A 15,402-nucleotide genomic window follows, 5' to 3' on the forward strand; every position below is an offset into this window, starting at 1 on the left:
TCGCATGATCGAGGCGCGGCGGCTCCACATCCTCCGTGCGGTGGCCGACCACCGCACGGTGACGGCGGCTGCCGCCGCGCTGTACCTGACCCCGTCGGCCGTCTCCCAGCAGCTCGCCGCGCTGGAACAGGAGACCGGCCACCGGCTCGTCGAGCGCGGCGCCAAGGGCGTACGGCTCACCCCGGCGGGCGAGATCCTGCTCAATCACACCAACGCGGTCCTCGCCCAGCTGGAGCGGGCCGAGGCCGAACTCGCGGCGTACAGCTCGGGCGCCGCCGGCACCGTCACGGTCGCCTCCTTCGCCACCGGGATCGCCCTGGTGGTGGCGCCCGCGGTGGCCCGCCTCGCCGAGTCTGCGCCCGGCATCCGCATCCGTGTCCAGGACGCCGAGGGCGACGCCAGCTTGCCGATGGTCCTGGACCGGCAGGTCGACGTCGCCGTCGCCGTCGAGTACCGCGGCGCCCCGCCCGCCGATGACCCCCGGCTGACCCACCTACCCCTGTACGCGGAGCCCTTCGACGCCGTCGTCCCCGTCACCCACCGCCTGGCCGACGCGGCGGAGGTGCCGCTCGCCGAACTGGCCAAGGACTGCTGGATCGGCCCCTACCCCGGCAACCCCTGCCATGACGTGGTGGTCCTGGCCTGCGAGAACGCCGGCTTCCAGCCCCGCATGGAGCACTCCTCGGACGACTTCCGCGCGGTCGTCGCCCTCGCCTCGGCCGACGCGGGGGTGGCCCTCGTGCCGCGCTCGGCCCTGCGCGGCATGGACCTCGCCCAGGTGGTCGTCCGCCCCGTCGACGGCACGCCCCCCACCCGCCGGGTCTTCGCCGCCGTGCGCCGGGGAGCCGAGGAGCACCCGCTCATCCGCCCCGTGCTGGACGCGCTGAGCGCGGCGGCCCCGGTGTGAGGACTCCTTAACGCGTTCGTCTCATATCCGGGATAACGTCCCAGATATGAGAAGCGACGACATCGACCCCGTCGACGCCAGGCTGGGTGCCCGCCTGGCCGAGCTGCGCGCCCAGCACGGCTACTCCCTCGGCGAGTTGGCCGACCGCAGCGGAGTGAGCCGGTCCACCCTCTCCCGCGCCGAGCGGGCCGAGATCAGCCCCACGGCCTCGCTCCTGAACCGCCTGTGCGCCGTCTACGGGCGGACCATGTCCCAGCTCCTCAGCGAGGTCGAGGCCGAGCCGGCACCCGTGGTGCGCACCGCCGACCAGCCCGAGTGGCAGGACCGGGCCTCCGGCTTCGTACGGCGGTCCGTGTCGCCACCGCACCCGGGGCTGCGCGGCGAACTCGTCGAGGGACGCCTCACCGCCGGCGCCGACCTCGCCTACGACCGCCCGCCCGTGGCCGGCCTGGAGCAGCACATCTGGGTGCTGGAAGGGGCCCTGGAGGTGACCGCCGAGGACACCGCGCACCACCTGGGCACCGGTGACTGCCTGCGGATGCGCGTGTGGGGACCGACCCGGTTCCGGTGCGCCGCTCCCGAGGGCGTGCGGTACCTGCTGGCGGTGGTGCGGCCGTGATCCGCCTGGACGAGACCCGACTGCTGCGTCACGCCGGGGCGTTGGCGGACCTGCTGGTCCACACCGTCGACGGCGGCGCCTCGGTCGGCTTCCTCGCCCCGCTCGGCCGCGCGGAGGCCCTGGCCTGGTGGGAGGAGCGGGCCGCCGACGTGGCCGCGGGGCGGCTCGCCGTCTGGGCGGCCTGCGACGGGGACCGCGTACTGGGCACCGTGAGCCTGGCCTTCCCCCGCAAGGCCAACAGCCGCCACCGCGCCGAGGTCGTGAAGCTCATGGTGCGCCGGGAGGCCCGGGGGAGGGGCCTCGGACGCGGGCTCCTGGCCACCGCGGAGGACGCCGCGGCGACGGCCGGCGTCACCCTGCTGCACCTGGACACCGAGACCGACAGCCCCGCCGAGCACCTGTACCGCTCCGCAGGCTGGACCGCCGTCGGCGCGATCCCCGACTACGCGGCCCGCCCCGACGGAGTGCTGCGGCCGACGACGATCTACTACGCGCACCTGCCGGCGACCGCTCTCACCAGGTGATTGTCAGTGGCAGCGGATACCGTGCCTGCCATGCCGGATGCCGAAGACGTACGACGGATCGCCCTGTCCCTGCCGGACACCACGGAGAAGATCGCCTGGAGCATGCCCACGTTCCGGGTCGCGGGGAAGATGTTCGCCACGCTGCCGGAGGACGAGACGTCCATCGCCGTGCGCTGCCCCAAGGTGGAGCGGGACGAACTGGTGCTCGCCGAGCCGGGGAAGTTCTGGATCGCGGACCACGAGGCGCAGTTCGCCTGGGTCCGGGCCCGGCTCGACGCGCTGGAGGACGAGGCCGAACTGCGGGACATCCTCGCCGACTCCTGGCGCCAGGCGGCCCCGACCCGGCTCCTGGAGGCACATCCCCGGCTGGGCCTCCTGGCGGAGTGACGCCTCCCGGGGTTCACCCGGAGGCCGTCGCCCCGAGGAAGTCCGCGATCCGCGCCCGCAGCGACCGGGCGTCGAGCCCGTGGGCGGCGACATGCTCCTCCACCTGTCCGTAGCGCCGCAGTTCACGACGGCCGACGCCCAGTCCCAGAACCCGGTGCGGCACATCGGAGAGCGCGTCGTTCGCGGCGGCCGTCGACGTGCCCGCCAGATAGGGCTCGACCAGGACGACGTCCGTGCCGGCCGTCCCGGTGGCGCGGCGCAGGGCGGCCCCGTCGAAGGGGCGGACGGTCGTCGCGTACAGCACGGTGACGTCCAGGCCCTCGGTGGCGTCGAGCACCGCGTCGAGCGTCGGCCCCACGGCGACCACCACACCGGAGCGCCCCTCGCGGACGGTGCGGAAGCGCTCCCCGTCCACCGGCAGCGCCCGCCCGTTGGACTGCACGGACAGCCGTACGTACACCTTGTCGTCGCCCGCGGCGATCGCGTGCCGCAGCAGCGTCTCGGCCTCGTCCGGGTGGCCCGGGACGTGGACGGTCCAGCCGTCCAGGGTGTCGAGGAGCGCCACGTCGCCCGGCGCCATGTGGGTGTAGCCCCCGGCGGGCCAGTCGAAGGAGGCGGCGGCGCTCACCAGCACCGCGCCCGCGTCCTGGTGCCCGAGATCCAGCTTGACCTGCTCGAAGGGCCGCTCCACGAGGAAGCTGGCGAAGGTGTGCACGACGGGCCTCAGCCCGGTCAGCGCCAGTCCCGCCGCCGCCCCGACCAGGAGCTGCTCGCGGATGCCGACGTTGACGACCCGGTCGGGATGCCGGCGGGCGGCCTCGGCGAAGCCGTCCACGCCGATCTCGGCGAGGACCACGGCGACCCGGGGATCCTCGTCGAGCAGCCGGGAGACGACAGGGGCGAAACGGTCACGCATGGTGTCCATGGGGTACGGATTCCTTTCCGTCAAGTCGGGGGGCGGGTCAGGCGGACTTCGGCTCGACGCGGGCCACCACCACGTGCGGGCGGCCCGGGTGCGGCGCGGTGAAGGCGGCGTACAGCGCCTCGTGGTCACGGCCGTCGACGGTCAGCGCGGACCAGCCCGCGGCCTCGAAACGGGCCGCGATCCCGCCGGGGCGGGCATACGTCGCCGAGGAGTTGTCGATGACGACGGTGTGCAGCCGGTCGAGTCCGGCGGGCCCGGCGAAGGCGATCGCCTCGTGGTTGCTGCCCTCGTCCAGCTCGGCGTCCCCGACGAGCGTCCACACCCGCGGCCCGTCGAGGCCCTGGGCGCGCAGTCCCAGCGCCGTACCGACGGCGATCGGCAGCCCGTGCCCCAGTGAACCGCTGCCGATCTCGGCCCCCGGCACGAGTGTGCGGTCGGGGTGGTGGCCGAGCGGCGAGTCGTACGAGCCGAAGGCCGGCAGCCACTCCACCGGCACGAAGCCCTTGGCGGCCAGTACGGTGTAGTACGCCATCGGCCCGTGCCCCTTCGACAGCAGGAACCGGTCCCGCTCCGGGTCGGCCATGCCCTCGGGGCTCACCCGCAGCACCCGGTCGTAGAGCACCCACAGCACGTCCAGCGTGGACGTGGCGGCCGGTCCGTGCTTCTCGTCGCCGGTCATCAGGGCCATCAGCCCCGGCAGGTCGGCGTACCGGTACGTGTATGTGTGCGTCGTGTCGGTCATGACGACGAGCTTGCAACCTCAACCAATGTTGAGGTCAAGCGGCGGTCGCGGGAAACGGATGCGCGATCACCGGTGCGAGTGCGGTATTGTTTCCGTGCGCGTTCGGCCAGGGGAAACCCCCAGGTCAGACGGGCAACGGGACGTGGCGCAGCTTGGTAGCGCACTTGACTGGGGGTCAAGGGGTCGCAGGTTCAAATCCTGTCGTCCCGACTGGGAGTCCGCTCCGTAGTCGCAGATCAGGGGCCGTTTCAGAGAACATCTGAAACGGCCCCTCGATCATTTTCCGGGCGGCCGGCCGGGGGCTGTCCCGGCCGGCCTGGAAGTTGTTGTTCCTTTCCCGTGAGCCGGCGGGGTGCCGTCAGCGCACGTAGACCTTGGGCTGCGGCGGGCGGGTCATGCCGGCGCCGAGGAAGTAGCTGGGGTGGGGCGGCTGGTTGTAGGCGGTGTTCTGCCAGGCCAGGGCGGTGCGGTACTGGGCGTCGTGGACCAGGGTGTGCAGTTTGGTGGTCGTGGGGGTGGTCGTGGCGTAGATGCGCAGGGCGTTGTTGCCCGAGTGGCGCCAGATGACCTCCTCGCGCCAGTCGCCGAAGAGGTCGCCCGAGAGCACCGGGGTGGACTTGGTGCCGTTGCTGGAGGCCACGCCGCTGCCCGTGAGCAGCCGGGTGTCGCCGCCGGTGCCGTACTTGTCGATCTGGGTGCCGTTCAGCAGTTCGCGCACCGGGTCGGCGTCCCACCAGGCGAGGAAGTTCGCCGAGGACGGGTTGCGGCCGACGTTGCCGCCGGAGGCGTTGCGCAGGTTGGTCATGTTCGGCCCGGAGCCCCAGAACTCGGCGCCCGCGTTGCCGGCGTGGATGTCACCGGCCACGCCGCGGCCCGGGCCCTCGGAGCCACTGGTGGGGGTGCGGTGGATGACCTGTCCGGTACGGGCGTCGTGCAGGTCGGAGCCGGGCTGGTTGCTCGCCTCGTGGATGGAGAAGACCTCCAGGCCGGCGCGGCCCGGCACGAAGTCACCGACGTGCAGGGCGTCGCCGTGGCCGAAGCCCGTGGCGTACATCAGACGGCCGTTGTCGTCGATGGTCGCCGAGCCGTAGACGATCTCCTGGCGGCCGTCGGCGTCGACGTCGGCGACGGACAACTGGTGGTTGCCCTGGCCGTACGCGGCGCCGTTGCCCGAGGCGTTGGAGTCGAACGTCCAGCGCTTGACGAGCTGCCCGTTGCGGAAGTCCCAGGCGGCGATGACGGCGCGGGTGTAGTAGCCGCGGGCCATGATCAGGGACGGGCGCTGACCGTCGAGGTACGCGGTGCCGGCCAGGAAGCGGTCCGCGCGGTTGCCGTAGTTGTCGCCCCAGGAGGAGAGGTTGCCGCGCGGCGGGTCGTAGGCGACGGTGGACATCGCGGCGCCGGTCAGGCCGTTGAACATGGTCAGGTACTCGGGCCCGGTCAGGACGTAGCCGCTGGAGTTGCGGTGGTCGGCGCTCGCGTTGCCGATGACGGTGCCCCGGCCGTCGCGCGTGGCGTCCGCCGTCTTCATGGCCACCTCGGCCTTGCCGTCGCCGTCGTAGTCGTACACCTGGAACTGGGTGTAGTGCGCCCCGGCCCGGATGTTGCGGCCGAGATCGATGCGCCACAGCCGCTGGCCGCCCAGCCGGTAGGCGTCGATGTAGACGTTGCCGGTCACGCCGGACTGCGAGTTGTCCTTCGCGTTGTCCGGGTCCCACTTCACGATCAGCTCGTACTGTCCGTCGCCGTCCACGTCACCCGGGCTCGCCTCCACCGGTGTGTAACCCGAACCGGGCGAAGACAGCGGTACGTCGAGGTAGTTGCCGCCGGTGAAACGCACCGAGGGCTCCGAAGCCGGCTGCTCCGTGCCGCCGACCACCGCGCGCACGGTGTACGAGGCGTCCGAAGGGGCGCCGGTGTCCAGGTAGTTGGTGGAGTCGGTGACCGGCGAGCCGTTCACCTTCGTGCCGTTGCGGTACACGTTGAACGCCGTGTCGTAGCTCTCGGTGCCCAACAGCCGCCAGGACACCAGGTTGTTCGAGCCCGAACGCACCGAGACCAGGCCCCGGTTCAGGTCCTCCATCTGCAGGGCCTCACCGGCCGGCGGGCCGGGATCCGGGTCGGTGCCGCCGCCGGCCTTGACCAGCCGCCACTGCTGGTTGGTGCCGTCGACGTCGTCGTACTGGGAGATCCGGGCGCCGTCGTCCATCGACCGCTCCCAGACGTCCAGGGCCTTGCCGCTGTTGCGGTTGATCAGCTGCACGTACTGGCTGTCGATGTCGACCACGCTGAACTGCTGATGGGCGGCGTTGTCGTCCGTCCACTGCAGCACGTTCGCGCCGTTGGCCGTGGACCGCCCTTCGACGTCGAGCACCTTGCCGCTGTGCCGGGCCTTGATCCGGTAGTACCCGTTGCCCGAATCGACGAACTGGAACTGCTGGTTGGCGCCGGTTCCAGGGGTCCGCTGGACGACCGTGGCGCCGTCCGCGGTGGAGCCTTCCGAGATCTCGACGGCCTTGCCGCTGTGGCGTGAGACCAGTTGGTAGTAGGCGGACGTGTCGATCACGGCCGCATTCGCGCTGGGCGCGGGCAGGGCGACCAGCGAGACGGCGGCCAGCAGCGCCGCCAGTAAGAACGTGACCGGCCCGCGGGTTCTTCGTGGGCTGTGGACGGACATGTGCTCTCCTTCACGTGGGGGGCGAGGGCTCGTTGGGATCCCCGGCGCGAATGAAACGATTCACCTACGTGGTGCGCGAGGGAGGGGTCTTGCCCTGGCGGTTGGGAGCGCTCCCATGAGGCTAGAAGGGGGCTCCGTGAGCGGCAAGACCTGTGCGTCGACTGAATGTGACAGTCTGTTTGATCGTGGCCTGTTCGGCCTTGCTCATCGCCGGGTGCCTTAGTACCGTCCCTCAAATGTCAACAGAATCGGAAGAAGTCCAACGACCTCTCCGTCCCGACCGGATAACCTGACGGTCCTCTGTCGGGCGCGTTCTTGTCATGAACGCGTCTTGCGCTGCCTTGTTCCTGTTCTGGGGTCCAGAGATGAGGAGTTGGCAAGGATGCGAAGACACCCGGTCCGCACGGCACTCAGCATCGCGACCGCCGTGATCCTGGCGTGCGGCGCGGCGGCATTCGGGCCGGTTTCCCCGGCCTCCGCACAGTTCGGCGAGGCCGAGATCTCGCCGATCGAGAGCGACATCAGCGCGAAATCCTGGGTGAGCGTCGAGGTCGGCAGCGGGGCGTCCACCGCTGACCTGGCGATCGACCAGGACGACCGGACCGCGTGGCGAGCGGACGGCACGTCCGCGAACCAGTGGCTGACGCTCGATCTGGGCGGCGCCTACGACAACGTCAGGAAGGTCGAGGTCGTCTTCCCGAGCGCCGGGGCCGTCTACCAGTACGTGGTGGAGGCGTCCGCGGACGGCGACAGCTGGAACGTCGTCGCCGACCACTCGGCCGGCCACCGGCCCGCTCGCGGATCCGTGGACCTCTTCACCCGGCCGGGGACGAGGTTCGTACGGGTGACGCTCACGGGAGCCTCGCCCGGCGCGACCCTGGGAATCAGCGAACTCAGCGTCTACAACTACCTGCGCGACGACCTGATCCTCGGCGCCGATGCCTCCTGGGTGGACAACGATGTCGCCGAAGGGCGCGAGTACTGGGTGAGTCCGACCGAGGAGGATCCGGGTGCCGGTCCCCATCTGCTCGACGTGCTCCAGGACCGCGGCGTCGAGTACGTCCGGCTGCGGGTCTTCAACGAGCCGCGCAGCGAGTCCTCGGGCTCCGTACTGACCGTTCCCTACCAAGGCCCGAAACGGTCACTCGAGGTGGCCGAGTGGATCAAGGCCGAACGGGACATGGGCCTGGGGATCGACCTTCACTACGCGGACTCGTGGGCCGACCCGGCCAAGCAGCCGAAGCCGCGGGCGTGGGCCCAGCTGGAGTTCGACGACCTGACCGAGGCGGTGTACGCCTACACCTACGACTACGTCGAGCAGTTGATCGAGCAGGGCACGACGCCGGACAAGGTGGCGATCGGCAACGAGATCGTCAACGGCTTCCTGTACGGCAGCGAGGCCGCGCTGATCGGCACCACCGATCCGGCGTACTTCCGGAACCAGCCGGAGATCTACCGGTCGCAGCCCGGCGGCGGCCTGCTCTGGAAGTACTGGGGCTCGGACGACCCGGAGGAGCGGCGGCTCTACGACGAGGCGTGGGACCGGTTCACGACGCTGTCCGCGGCGGGGATCCGCGCGGTCCGCGACGTGTCGGCCGACCACGGCGAGGACATCGACGTCGAGACGCACATCATCATCGGCAAGGACCGGGGCGCCAAGACGCTCGAGTTCTGGGATCAGTACCTGACCCGGGTGAAAGCCAAAGGCGCCGACGTGGACGTCCTCGCCCACTCGTACTACCCGGAGTGGCACGGGTCGCCGGACCACTACGAGTCCAACATCAACGCGGTGGCGGCGGCGCACCCGGGGTACAAGATCGAGATCGCCGAGACCTCGTACCCGGCGTCGGGTGGCGGCGGGGCCCCCATGCCCAACTCGACGTACCCGCGGACCGTTCAGGGGCAGGCGGACGCCCTCCAGCACGTGTTCCGGATCGCCAACGACATCCCGGACAACCAGGGCCTGGGCGTGCTGGTGTGGGAGCCGGCGAGATGGCAGTCCTTGTTCACCGCCGTACCGGGCATGCCACGCACCTGGGAGCCGAACGCGTCGATCGACATCTTCACCAGGAGTCGCGCGTCCCACGTGGTGGAGGACACCGTGTACGCGTCCGCACCGGTCGGCGGCGAGGTGGTGCTGCCGGATGCGGTGCGGGTGCTGACGATGGCCGACGGTTCGGCCGAGCCGGTCCCGGTGGAATGGGACCCGGTACCGGACGGCGCCACCGACACGGCCGGCCGGCTCACGGTGCGCGGCTCGACCGAGTACGGGCGGGTGACGGCGATGGTCGACGTGGTCGACACGTATGCCGGGCTCGACTGTGACCGGGTGATCACCGGCCGGTATGCCGGGCCGTTGACGGTGACGAAGGGCGTGACCTGCCTGGACGGAGCGACGGTGTCGGGCCCGGTGTCGGTGCGTGCCGGTGCCTCGCTCCAGGCGGACGGTGCGGTGGTCGCGGGACCCGTGCGGGCCGACGGCGGGGCGGGGGTGGTGATCTGCGACAGCCGGATCTCCGGCCCGGTGACGTCGTCCGGGACCTCGTCGGTGACGATCGGCAACCCGGTGCTGGGATGTGCGCCGAACACGATCACCGGCCCGGTGACGGTGACGCGGACTCACTGGTGGAACGTGATCGCCGGGAACACCATCAACGGCCCGCTGATGTGCGAGGGAAACGCCCAGCCGCCGGTGAACAACGGATCGGCCAACACGGTGAGTGGTCCCAAGTCGGAGCAGTGCCGCGACCTGTAGCGCTCCGACGTCGGGCTGTTTCCAGGCGCTGCCGGGCCGGAAGGCCCGGCAGTACGCTCACGGACACTCGCCCCGGGCCCTCCCGTCACCGCCGCGAGCGGTCAGATCGCGCAGCCCGCGTGTGCCAGCGCCTGCTTCAGCAGGACCCCGTGCCCGCCCGGCATCTCGCTCTGCACCGCCTCCGAGAGAGCCTCCTGCGGGCTGAACCACACCAGGTCCAGCGCGTCCTGCCGAGGACGGCAGTCGCCCGTCACCGGCACGATGTAGGCCAGGGACACCGCGTGCTGGCGGGGGTCGTGGTACGGCGTGATGCCCTGCGTCGGGAAGTACTCCGCGACCGTGAACGGCTGGAGCGAGGCCGGGACGCGGGGCAGGGCGACCGGGCCGAGGTCCTTCTCCAGATGGCGCAGCAGGGCGTCGCGGACCCGCTCGTGGTGCAGCACCCGGCCGGAGACCAGCGTCCGGCTGACCGTACCGTCGGGCCCGATGCGCAGCAGCAGGCCGACGCTGGTGACTTCGCCGCTGTCGTCGACGCGCACCGGGACGGCCTCGACGTAGAGGATCGGCATGCGGGCGCGCGCCATCTCCAAATCGTCGGAGGACAGCCAGCCGGGCGTGGTTTCGGTCATGTCAGACATCGCTTGATCATACTTTCAGCCGTGTGGACATCCTGGGTAGCCGCTCCAGGAGAACTGTGACCGGCCACACGCATCAGGGCTTCACGGCCACCGCGCCGTACTGCGGAACCAGCACGGCCGCATCGGGCTCGGCGCGCCACTGCCCGCACGACACCATGCCCGGGTCGAGCAGGTCGAGGCCCTCGAGGAACGCGGCGATGTCCGTGCCGCTGCGGGCCGTGATCGGGGGAGTGGCGTTCTCGTTCCAGAACTTCATGGCCGGGATCTGGCCCGCGCCGCCGAGCTCGTCGTCGAAGGTCGGGTGGGTGAGGACCAGGAAGCTGCCGGAGGGGACCGCGGCCATCACCCGGCGCACGATGTCCCGGGCCTTCTCCGTGTCCAGGACGAAGTTGAGGATGCCCAGCATCATCACGGCGACGGGCCGGGTGAGGTCGAGGGTGTGCCCCGCCCGCTCGATGATGGCGTCCGGGTCGTGGACGTCGGCGTCGATGTAGGCGGTGGCGCCGTCGCTGGTGCCGGTCAGCAGGGTGCGGGCGTGCGCCAGCACGATCGGGTCGTTGTCGACGTAGACGATCCGCGAGTCGGGCGCGATGCGCTGGGCGATCTCGTGGGTGTTGTCCGCCGTCGGCAGGCCCGTGCCGATGTCCAGGAACTGCCGTACCCCCCGCTCGCCGGCCAGGTGCGACACGGCCCGGCCGAGGAACTCCCGGTCCGCCCGGGCGATGTCCCGGATGATCGGGAACATGTCGGCGACGTGCCGGCCGACCTGCTGGTCGACCTCGTAGTTGTCCTTGCCGCCGATCCAGTAGTTCCACACGCGCGCGTTGTGCGCCACACCGGTGTTCAGCCTCGCCGAGCCGCTCGGCGGGGTGTGGCTGTCCGTCACGTCTGTTCCTCTCCACGCACGAGCGACCGAAACCGGCCATCGCCGCCATTGTGCCGTCCCGTTGATCACGCTGTCCCGGGAATCGGCAGAGCCGGTGGGGCCGTCGGTGTGCGGCGGGGAAAGCCGTGTGGCCGTCCCCGGTTCAGCCGGAGCCGGGGCTCGCGGCCGGCGTCCGGCCGGCCAGGACGTCCGCCAGGCGCTGGGTGCCGAGCCGCGCCGCCTGTTCGACGGAGTCCTGCTCGTCGCCGTCGAGCCCGCCCGCCGTGACGGTGATCGCGTCGTTGCCGACACGCACGGCGGCGACGTCCAGGGTGAGGGTGGCCTCCGTGCCCCCGATGGGGCCCCGCACCGTCACGCGCAGGCCCTCACGGGCGTCGCCCACGGCGGGCGGCGAGGTGTCGACGACCTGGACGGTGCGCTGCTCACGGCCGTCGGTCACGGTGAACTGGTCGCACTCCTGCGGCAGGCCCGCCAGCCACTGCAGGGACTCCTGCGGGTCGGTCCGGTCGTAGGAGGCGACCTGGTACAGCAGGCGCGAGTCGCCCTGCGTGAAGCCGCGCAGCGCGGACACGCCCGAGGGCCTGCCCAGCAGATCGTCGTCGAAGAGGGAGTCCAGGAGCCGCTGGCAGTCGGCTGCCTGGGCCTTGGCGGTGAGGAAGTCGGAGACGTCGACCCGGCCGATGAGCAGGCTGTCGTGCCAGTTCTGGGCCTCCGTCTCCTTCACCTGGGTCCAGTCGTCCTCGATGTCCGCCTCGGTGATCAGCGCGGTCCGTGCGCCGCTCTCGGTGAGGGTGGCGGTGGGGGAGGGGGTCTGCCGCTCCCCGGCGACCTGCGACGCGGTGGCGACCGGGACGCGTGCGCCGTCCGCGCCGCCGCCGTCCGAGCAGGCGGCGCCGGCCAGCAGCGTGCCTGCCGCGAGGGCGCAGGAGAGAACGCGGGTGGGCCGGGGCGGACGACGGGTCATCGGGAGTGCCTCCTGAGAACGTGACGCGTGTCCTCAGCGCACCACCGGCATCGACGGCCCACCACCGGCACCGGACTGTTCGGGTGAGCGTCCGCCGGGGCGCGGACGCCTCACGCTCCGGCCCGGGCGTGCCCGTTCTGCCAGGCCCAGGCGGCGATCTCGACGCGGTTCCGGGCGGCCAGCTTGACCTGGACGCTGGACAGGTGCGTCTTGACCGTGGAGAGCGAGACGTACAGTTCGGCCGCGATCTCGGCGTTGGTGCGGCCGAGGGCGACCAGGCGGACCACGTCCAGCTCGCGCTCGGTCAGCGGCTCCCGGAGCGGTGCCGAGGGGGCCGGGGGCGCCGGCCGCGGCGCGCTGTCGGCGGGCGCCGCCGCCGTGACGTGCTTGAGCAGGCGGACCGTGACGGACGGCGAGACCAGCGAGTCGCCCGCGGCGGCGGCGCGCACGGCCTCCGCGAGGAGGGTCGGCCCGGAGTCCTTGAGCAGGAAGCCGCAGGCACCGCCGCGCAGCGCGCCGTACACGTACTCGTCGAGGTCGAAGGTGGTCACCACGACCACCCGCAGGGGGTCGGCGACCTGGGGCCCGGCCAGCAGCCGGGTCGCCTCCAGACCGTCCAGCTTCGGCATCCGGATGTCCAGCAGGCACACGTCCGGGCGCTCGCGGCGGGCCAGCGCCACGGCCTCCTCGCCGTCGCGGGCCTCGGCGACGACGGTGATGTCCGGCTGGGCGTCGAGGAAGAACCGGAATCCGGTGCGGACCATGTCCTGGTCGTCCGCGATGAGCACCCGGATGGGAGCGCCGGAGCGGCCGCCGGCGCCGGCCGGGTCTGGGGTCGTCATGGGTCGATCATGCCTCGGTCAGCGCTCGGACATCCAGGTGAGGGGGTGGCTGCCGGCCCGCACGACACGCATCGGGGGGGCGATCCCCGATCCTCCGCCTGTGCGCCGCGTCGGGAACTCCCGCGGATCAGGCGGGTGCCGACCCGCGGGCCCAGCCTCGCCCGCGGGTCGGGCACCCGGCTGCGGTCCGGCCCCCGCGCGCGGTCCGGCTGCGGTCCGGCCCCCGCGCGCGGTCCGAGTGCGGACCGGCCCCCGCCCGCGGTCCCACCCCTCGCCCGCGTCCCCACCATCGCCCGCGGCTCCGGGCACGCGCCTCGGCCGAACGGCCACACCAGCCGTCCGCACTCCGGGCCGATCGGCCGATCCCGGCGCCCAGGGCCCTCGCCTACCGTGAACCGCATGAGATCGATCTCTCCCCGGGGCTGCGCGCGGAGCTTCGGCGTCGGCTTCCTGGTGGTGGCGGCGGCGTACGACCTGATGATCCACGGCGACCTCGGGGACGGCACCTGGCCGCCGGCGGTGGCGGTGCTGCTCGCCGGGCTCGCCGCCGTGCTGTGGCCGGCCGACCGCAGGCCGCGCCGGCTCACCCCACAGCTGCGCGCCGCCGTACCCGGCGCGGCCTCCCTGCTCTTCACCACGGGCATGCTGCTCGCCGGGCGCACGGAGGTGCCGTTCGGTCCGGGCGAGGTGCTGATCCTGCTCAGCCTGCTGTTCATCGCCGTACGCCACTGCCCGAGGCGCTGGGCCCTGCCGTGCGGTGCGCTCGACGCGGTCGCCCTGCTCCTGCTGCCGGTGCGTTACATGGGGTCGCTGCAGGACGGGGTGCTGCTGTCCGTCGTGATCGGCCTGATCCTGGTCGGGGCCGTCGCCGGGTTCGCCGGGTACCTGCGCTCCCTGGACTACCGGCGCACCGTCGCGGTCGGTGAGACGCGGCGCGCCGAACGCGTCGCCATCGCCGCCGACCTGCACGACTTCGTCGCCCACCACGTCACCGGGATCCTCGTGCAGACCCAGATGGCCCGCATGATGGCGGCCCGGCAGCCGCAGGACCTCGACCCCGTCCTGGCGGGCATCGAGCGCGCGGCGACCGAGGCGCTGGCGTCCATGCGGCGCACCGTGGGCGTGCTGCGCGACACGGGCCCGGAGGCCGCCGACCGCCGTCCCGTCGGCGACCTGGCCGGCATCGCCGACCTGGTCGACGGCTTCGCCGGCCCGGGCCAGAAGTGCGTCCTGCACCGGGATCCGGCCGTCTCCGACGACCTGCCGCACGAGGTGCAGGCGGCGGCCTTCCGGGTCGTGCAGGAGGCGCTGACCAACGTACGGCGGCACGCGGCCGACGCCACGGAGGTCACCGTCCGCCTGGCCCGCCCCGGCGACCGGCTGGAGGTCACGGTGGCGGACGACGGCCGCGGCGGCACGCAGCTTCCGGAGGCCGCCCACGGGGGCGGCTTCGGGCTGGTCGGACTGAAGGAGCGGGTCACCGCGCTGGGCGGGGAACTGCGTGCGGGACCGCGGGCCGGTGCGGGGTGGCAGGTGACCGCGACCTTCCCGGTGGGCAGGGGCTGAAGCGGATCGGGGTCCTTTCTGGCGGGCAGGGCTGAGGCGGATCCAGGTGTTCTGCGGCGGGCAGGGGCAGGAGTGGATCCGGGTCCTCTTCGGCGGGCAGGGGCAGGAGTGGATCCGGGTCCTCTTCGGCGGGCAGGGGCTGAAGTGGATCCGGGTCCTCTTCGGCGGGCAGGGGCTGAAGTGGATCCGGGTCCTCTTCGGCGGGCAGGGACTGAAGCGGATCCGGGTCCTCTCTGGCGTGGCACGCCGCGCGGGCTGTTCAATGAAGCTGAACATGCCGCGTGTCGCGCGCATGGTGAGAGGAGCCGCCCGTGTCCCCGGCCGTCGTGCCGCCCGTCGGTGCGCGCATCCGGCAGGCCCGTCTGGAGCGCGGTACGAGTCTGCGCGCGCTCGCCCGGGAGGTCGGCGTGTCGGCGAGCCTCGTGTCGCAGATCGAGACCGGCAAGAGCCAGCCGTCCGTGAGCACCCTGTACGCGATCACCACGGCCCTCGGCATCTCCGTGGAGTCCCTCTTCGACGCCCGCGAAGGTGCCCGAGCGGCGGCGCTCCCGGCGGCGCGCGGCACCGTCCCGCACGCCCTCGCCGCCCTGGCCGCCGACCCGGGCCGCCGGATCGGGCCGCTGGCCACGGCCGGTGGCCGCGAGACGCTGGAGCTGGACTCGGGCGTCGTGTGGGAGCGGCTCGGGCGGGTGCCGGGCGCGGACGTCGACTTCCTGCTGGTGACCTACCGGCCCGGCGGCGCCTCCTCCGGCTCCGGCGCGCTGATGCGGCACGCGGGCACCGAGTACGGCTATCTGACCTCCGGCGAACTGATCCTCACGCTCGGCTTCGACGAGTACACGGTCCGCCCGGGCGACTCCGTCTGCTTCGAGTCGACGACCCCCCACCGCTACCGCAACGATGGAGAGGTACCCGCTGTGGGCGTCTGGTTCGTGTCCGGCGATGTTCAGTGACGCTTGACACTCGTACC

At 72.2% G+C, this 15,402-nt stretch carries 14 protein-coding genes and 1 tRNA gene; 8 read left to right on the top strand and 7 right to left on the bottom strand.

All coding sequences use genetic code 11. The features are described 5' to 3' along the window. Nucleotides 1–4: 4 nt before the first annotated feature. The 4 genes from ABZ386_RS11425 to ABZ386_RS11440 are packed head-to-tail and all read left to right on the top strand — an operon-like array spanning nt 5 to nt 2,437. On the top strand, nt 5–907 hold the full coding sequence (locus ABZ386_RS11425) for a LysR family transcriptional regulator (protein ID WP_351333718.1): 903 nt from the start codon (nt 5–7) through the stop codon (nt 905–907). Between the two features lie 46 nt (nt 908–953). Continuing rightward, nucleotides 954–1,526, top strand: a complete 573-nt coding sequence (locus tag ABZ386_RS11430; protein WP_351333715.1) for an XRE family transcriptional regulator — start codon at nt 954–956, stop codon at nt 1,524–1,526. Next, nucleotides 1,523–2,050, top strand: coding sequence for a GNAT family N-acetyltransferase (locus ABZ386_RS11435; protein ID WP_358964637.1), 528 nt, complete (start codon nt 1,523–1,525; stop codon nt 2,048–2,050). Before ABZ386_RS11430 ends, ABZ386_RS11435 begins: the two co-directional genes overlap by 4 nt. Nucleotides 2,051–2,080: 30 nt before the next feature. Beyond that, entirely contained in the window at nt 2,081–2,437 is a 357-nt protein-coding gene (locus ABZ386_RS11440) for an MmcQ/YjbR family DNA-binding protein (protein ID WP_356501774.1), read from the top strand. Between the two features lie 13 nt (nt 2,438–2,450). Here ABZ386_RS11440 and ABZ386_RS11445 read toward each other — a convergent pair whose 3' ends face one another. Then, a complete protein-coding gene (locus tag ABZ386_RS11445; protein ID WP_351333707.1) occupies nt 2,451–3,362 on the bottom strand; it encodes a transketolase in 912 nt (303 codons plus the stop codon). Nucleotides 3,363–3,399: 37 nt separating this feature from the next. Then, nucleotides 3,400–4,104: a transketolase gene (locus tag ABZ386_RS11450; RefSeq protein ID WP_358964638.1), complete on the bottom strand. Its 705-nt coding sequence runs from the start codon at nt 4,102–4,104 to the stop codon at nt 3,400–3,402. Nucleotides 4,105–4,240: 136 nt separating this feature from the next. On the opposite strand from ABZ386_RS11450, the gene ABZ386_RS11455 reads away from it, so the two are divergent. Next, nucleotides 4,241–4,314 (top strand) — tRNA-Pro (locus ABZ386_RS11455). A gap of 148 nt (nt 4,315–4,462) precedes the next feature. Here the strand turns inward: ABZ386_RS11455 and ABZ386_RS11460 are convergent. Continuing rightward, nucleotides 4,463–6,781: an RICIN domain-containing protein gene (locus ABZ386_RS11460; RefSeq protein WP_358964639.1), complete on the bottom strand. Its 2,319-nt coding sequence runs from the start codon at nt 6,779–6,781 to the stop codon at nt 4,463–4,465. 382 nt (nt 6,782–7,163) lie between these two features. On the opposite strand from ABZ386_RS11460, the gene ABZ386_RS11465 reads away from it, so the two are divergent. Then, entirely contained in the window at nt 7,164–9,536 is a 2,373-nt protein-coding gene (locus tag ABZ386_RS11465) for a glycosyl hydrolase 53 family protein (RefSeq protein WP_358964640.1), read from the top strand. Between the two features lie 101 nt (nt 9,537–9,637). Here the strand turns inward: ABZ386_RS11465 and ABZ386_RS11470 are convergent, their stop codons facing one another. The 4 genes from ABZ386_RS11470 to ABZ386_RS11485 all read right to left on the bottom strand — a co-directional run bounded on the left by ABZ386_RS11470 (nt 9,638) and on the right by ABZ386_RS11485 (nt 12,866). Continuing rightward, entirely contained in the window at nt 9,638–10,174 is a 537-nt protein-coding gene (locus tag ABZ386_RS11470; RefSeq protein WP_114256596.1) for an NUDIX hydrolase family protein, read from the bottom strand. Nucleotides 10,175–10,247: 73 nt separating this feature from the next. Then, complete coding sequence (locus ABZ386_RS11475; protein ID WP_358964641.1) at nt 10,248–11,060, bottom strand: SAM-dependent methyltransferase; 813 nt, start codon at nt 11,058–11,060, stop codon at nt 10,248–10,250. 142 nt (nt 11,061–11,202) lie between these two features. Then, nucleotides 11,203–12,024 carry a hypothetical protein gene (locus ABZ386_RS11480; RefSeq protein ID WP_358964642.1) on the bottom strand — a complete coding sequence of 274 codons (822 nt, stop codon included), beginning with the start codon at nt 12,022–12,024 and terminating at the stop codon, nt 11,203–11,205. A 110-nt stretch (nt 12,025–12,134) separates the two neighbouring features. Then, nucleotides 12,135–12,866: a response regulator transcription factor gene (locus ABZ386_RS11485; protein WP_356501780.1), complete on the bottom strand. Its 732-nt coding sequence runs from the start codon at nt 12,864–12,866 to the stop codon at nt 12,135–12,137. A 399-nt stretch (nt 12,867–13,265) separates the two neighbouring features. Between ABZ386_RS11485 and ABZ386_RS11490 the strand changes: the two genes are divergently transcribed. Together ABZ386_RS11490 and ABZ386_RS11495 are read left to right on the top strand one after the other, a co-directional pair. Next, on the top strand, nt 13,266–14,432 hold the full coding sequence (locus ABZ386_RS11490; RefSeq protein ID WP_358964643.1) for a histidine kinase: 1,167 nt from the start codon (nt 13,266–13,268) through the stop codon (nt 14,430–14,432). A 311-nt stretch (nt 14,433–14,743) separates the two neighbouring features. After that, entirely contained in the window at nt 14,744–15,385 is a 642-nt protein-coding gene (locus ABZ386_RS11495) for an XRE family transcriptional regulator (protein WP_351333682.1), read from the top strand. Nucleotides 15,386–15,402 lie beyond the last annotated feature (17 nt).

Source organism: Streptomyces sp. NPDC006140 (assembly GCF_040628815.1).
In the GTDB taxonomy this organism is placed as follows: Bacteria; Actinomycetota; Actinomycetes; order Streptomycetales; family Streptomycetaceae; genus Streptomyces.

Excerpts from the sequence above, each read along its gene's own strand:
- ABZ386_RS11425 (WP_351333718.1), top strand. The coding sequence starts at position 5 with ATGATCGAGGCGCGGCGGCTCCACATCCTCCGTGCGGTGGCCGACCAC.
- ABZ386_RS11430 (WP_351333715.1), top strand. The coding sequence starts at position 954 with ATGAGAAGCGACGACATCGACCCCGTCGACGCCAGGCTGGGTGCCCGC.
- ABZ386_RS11440 (WP_356501774.1), top strand. The coding sequence starts at position 2,081 with ATGCCGGATGCCGAAGACGTACGACGGATCGCCCTGTCCCTGCCGGAC.
- ABZ386_RS11445 (WP_351333707.1), bottom strand. The coding sequence starts at position 3,362 with ATGGACACCATGCGTGACCGTTTCGCCCCTGTCGTCTCCCGGCTGCTC.
- ABZ386_RS11450 (WP_358964638.1), bottom strand. The coding sequence starts at position 4,104 with ATGACCGACACGACGCACACATACACGTACCGGTACGCCGACCTGCCG.
- ABZ386_RS11460 (WP_358964639.1), bottom strand. The coding sequence starts at position 6,781 with ATGTCCGTCCACAGCCCACGAAGAACCCGCGGGCCGGTCACGTTCTTA.
- ABZ386_RS11465 (WP_358964640.1), top strand. The coding sequence starts at position 7,164 with ATGCGAAGACACCCGGTCCGCACGGCACTCAGCATCGCGACCGCCGTG.
- ABZ386_RS11470 (WP_114256596.1), bottom strand. The coding sequence starts at position 10,174 with ATGTCTGACATGACCGAAACCACGCCCGGCTGGCTGTCCTCCGACGAT.
- ABZ386_RS11480 (WP_358964642.1), bottom strand. The coding sequence starts at position 12,024 with ATGACCCGTCGTCCGCCCCGGCCCACCCGCGTTCTCTCCTGCGCCCTC.
- ABZ386_RS11485 (WP_356501780.1), bottom strand. The coding sequence starts at position 12,866 with ATGACGACCCCAGACCCGGCCGGCGCCGGCGGCCGCTCCGGCGCTCCC.
- ABZ386_RS11490 (WP_358964643.1), top strand. The coding sequence starts at position 13,266 with ATGAGATCGATCTCTCCCCGGGGCTGCGCGCGGAGCTTCGGCGTCGGC.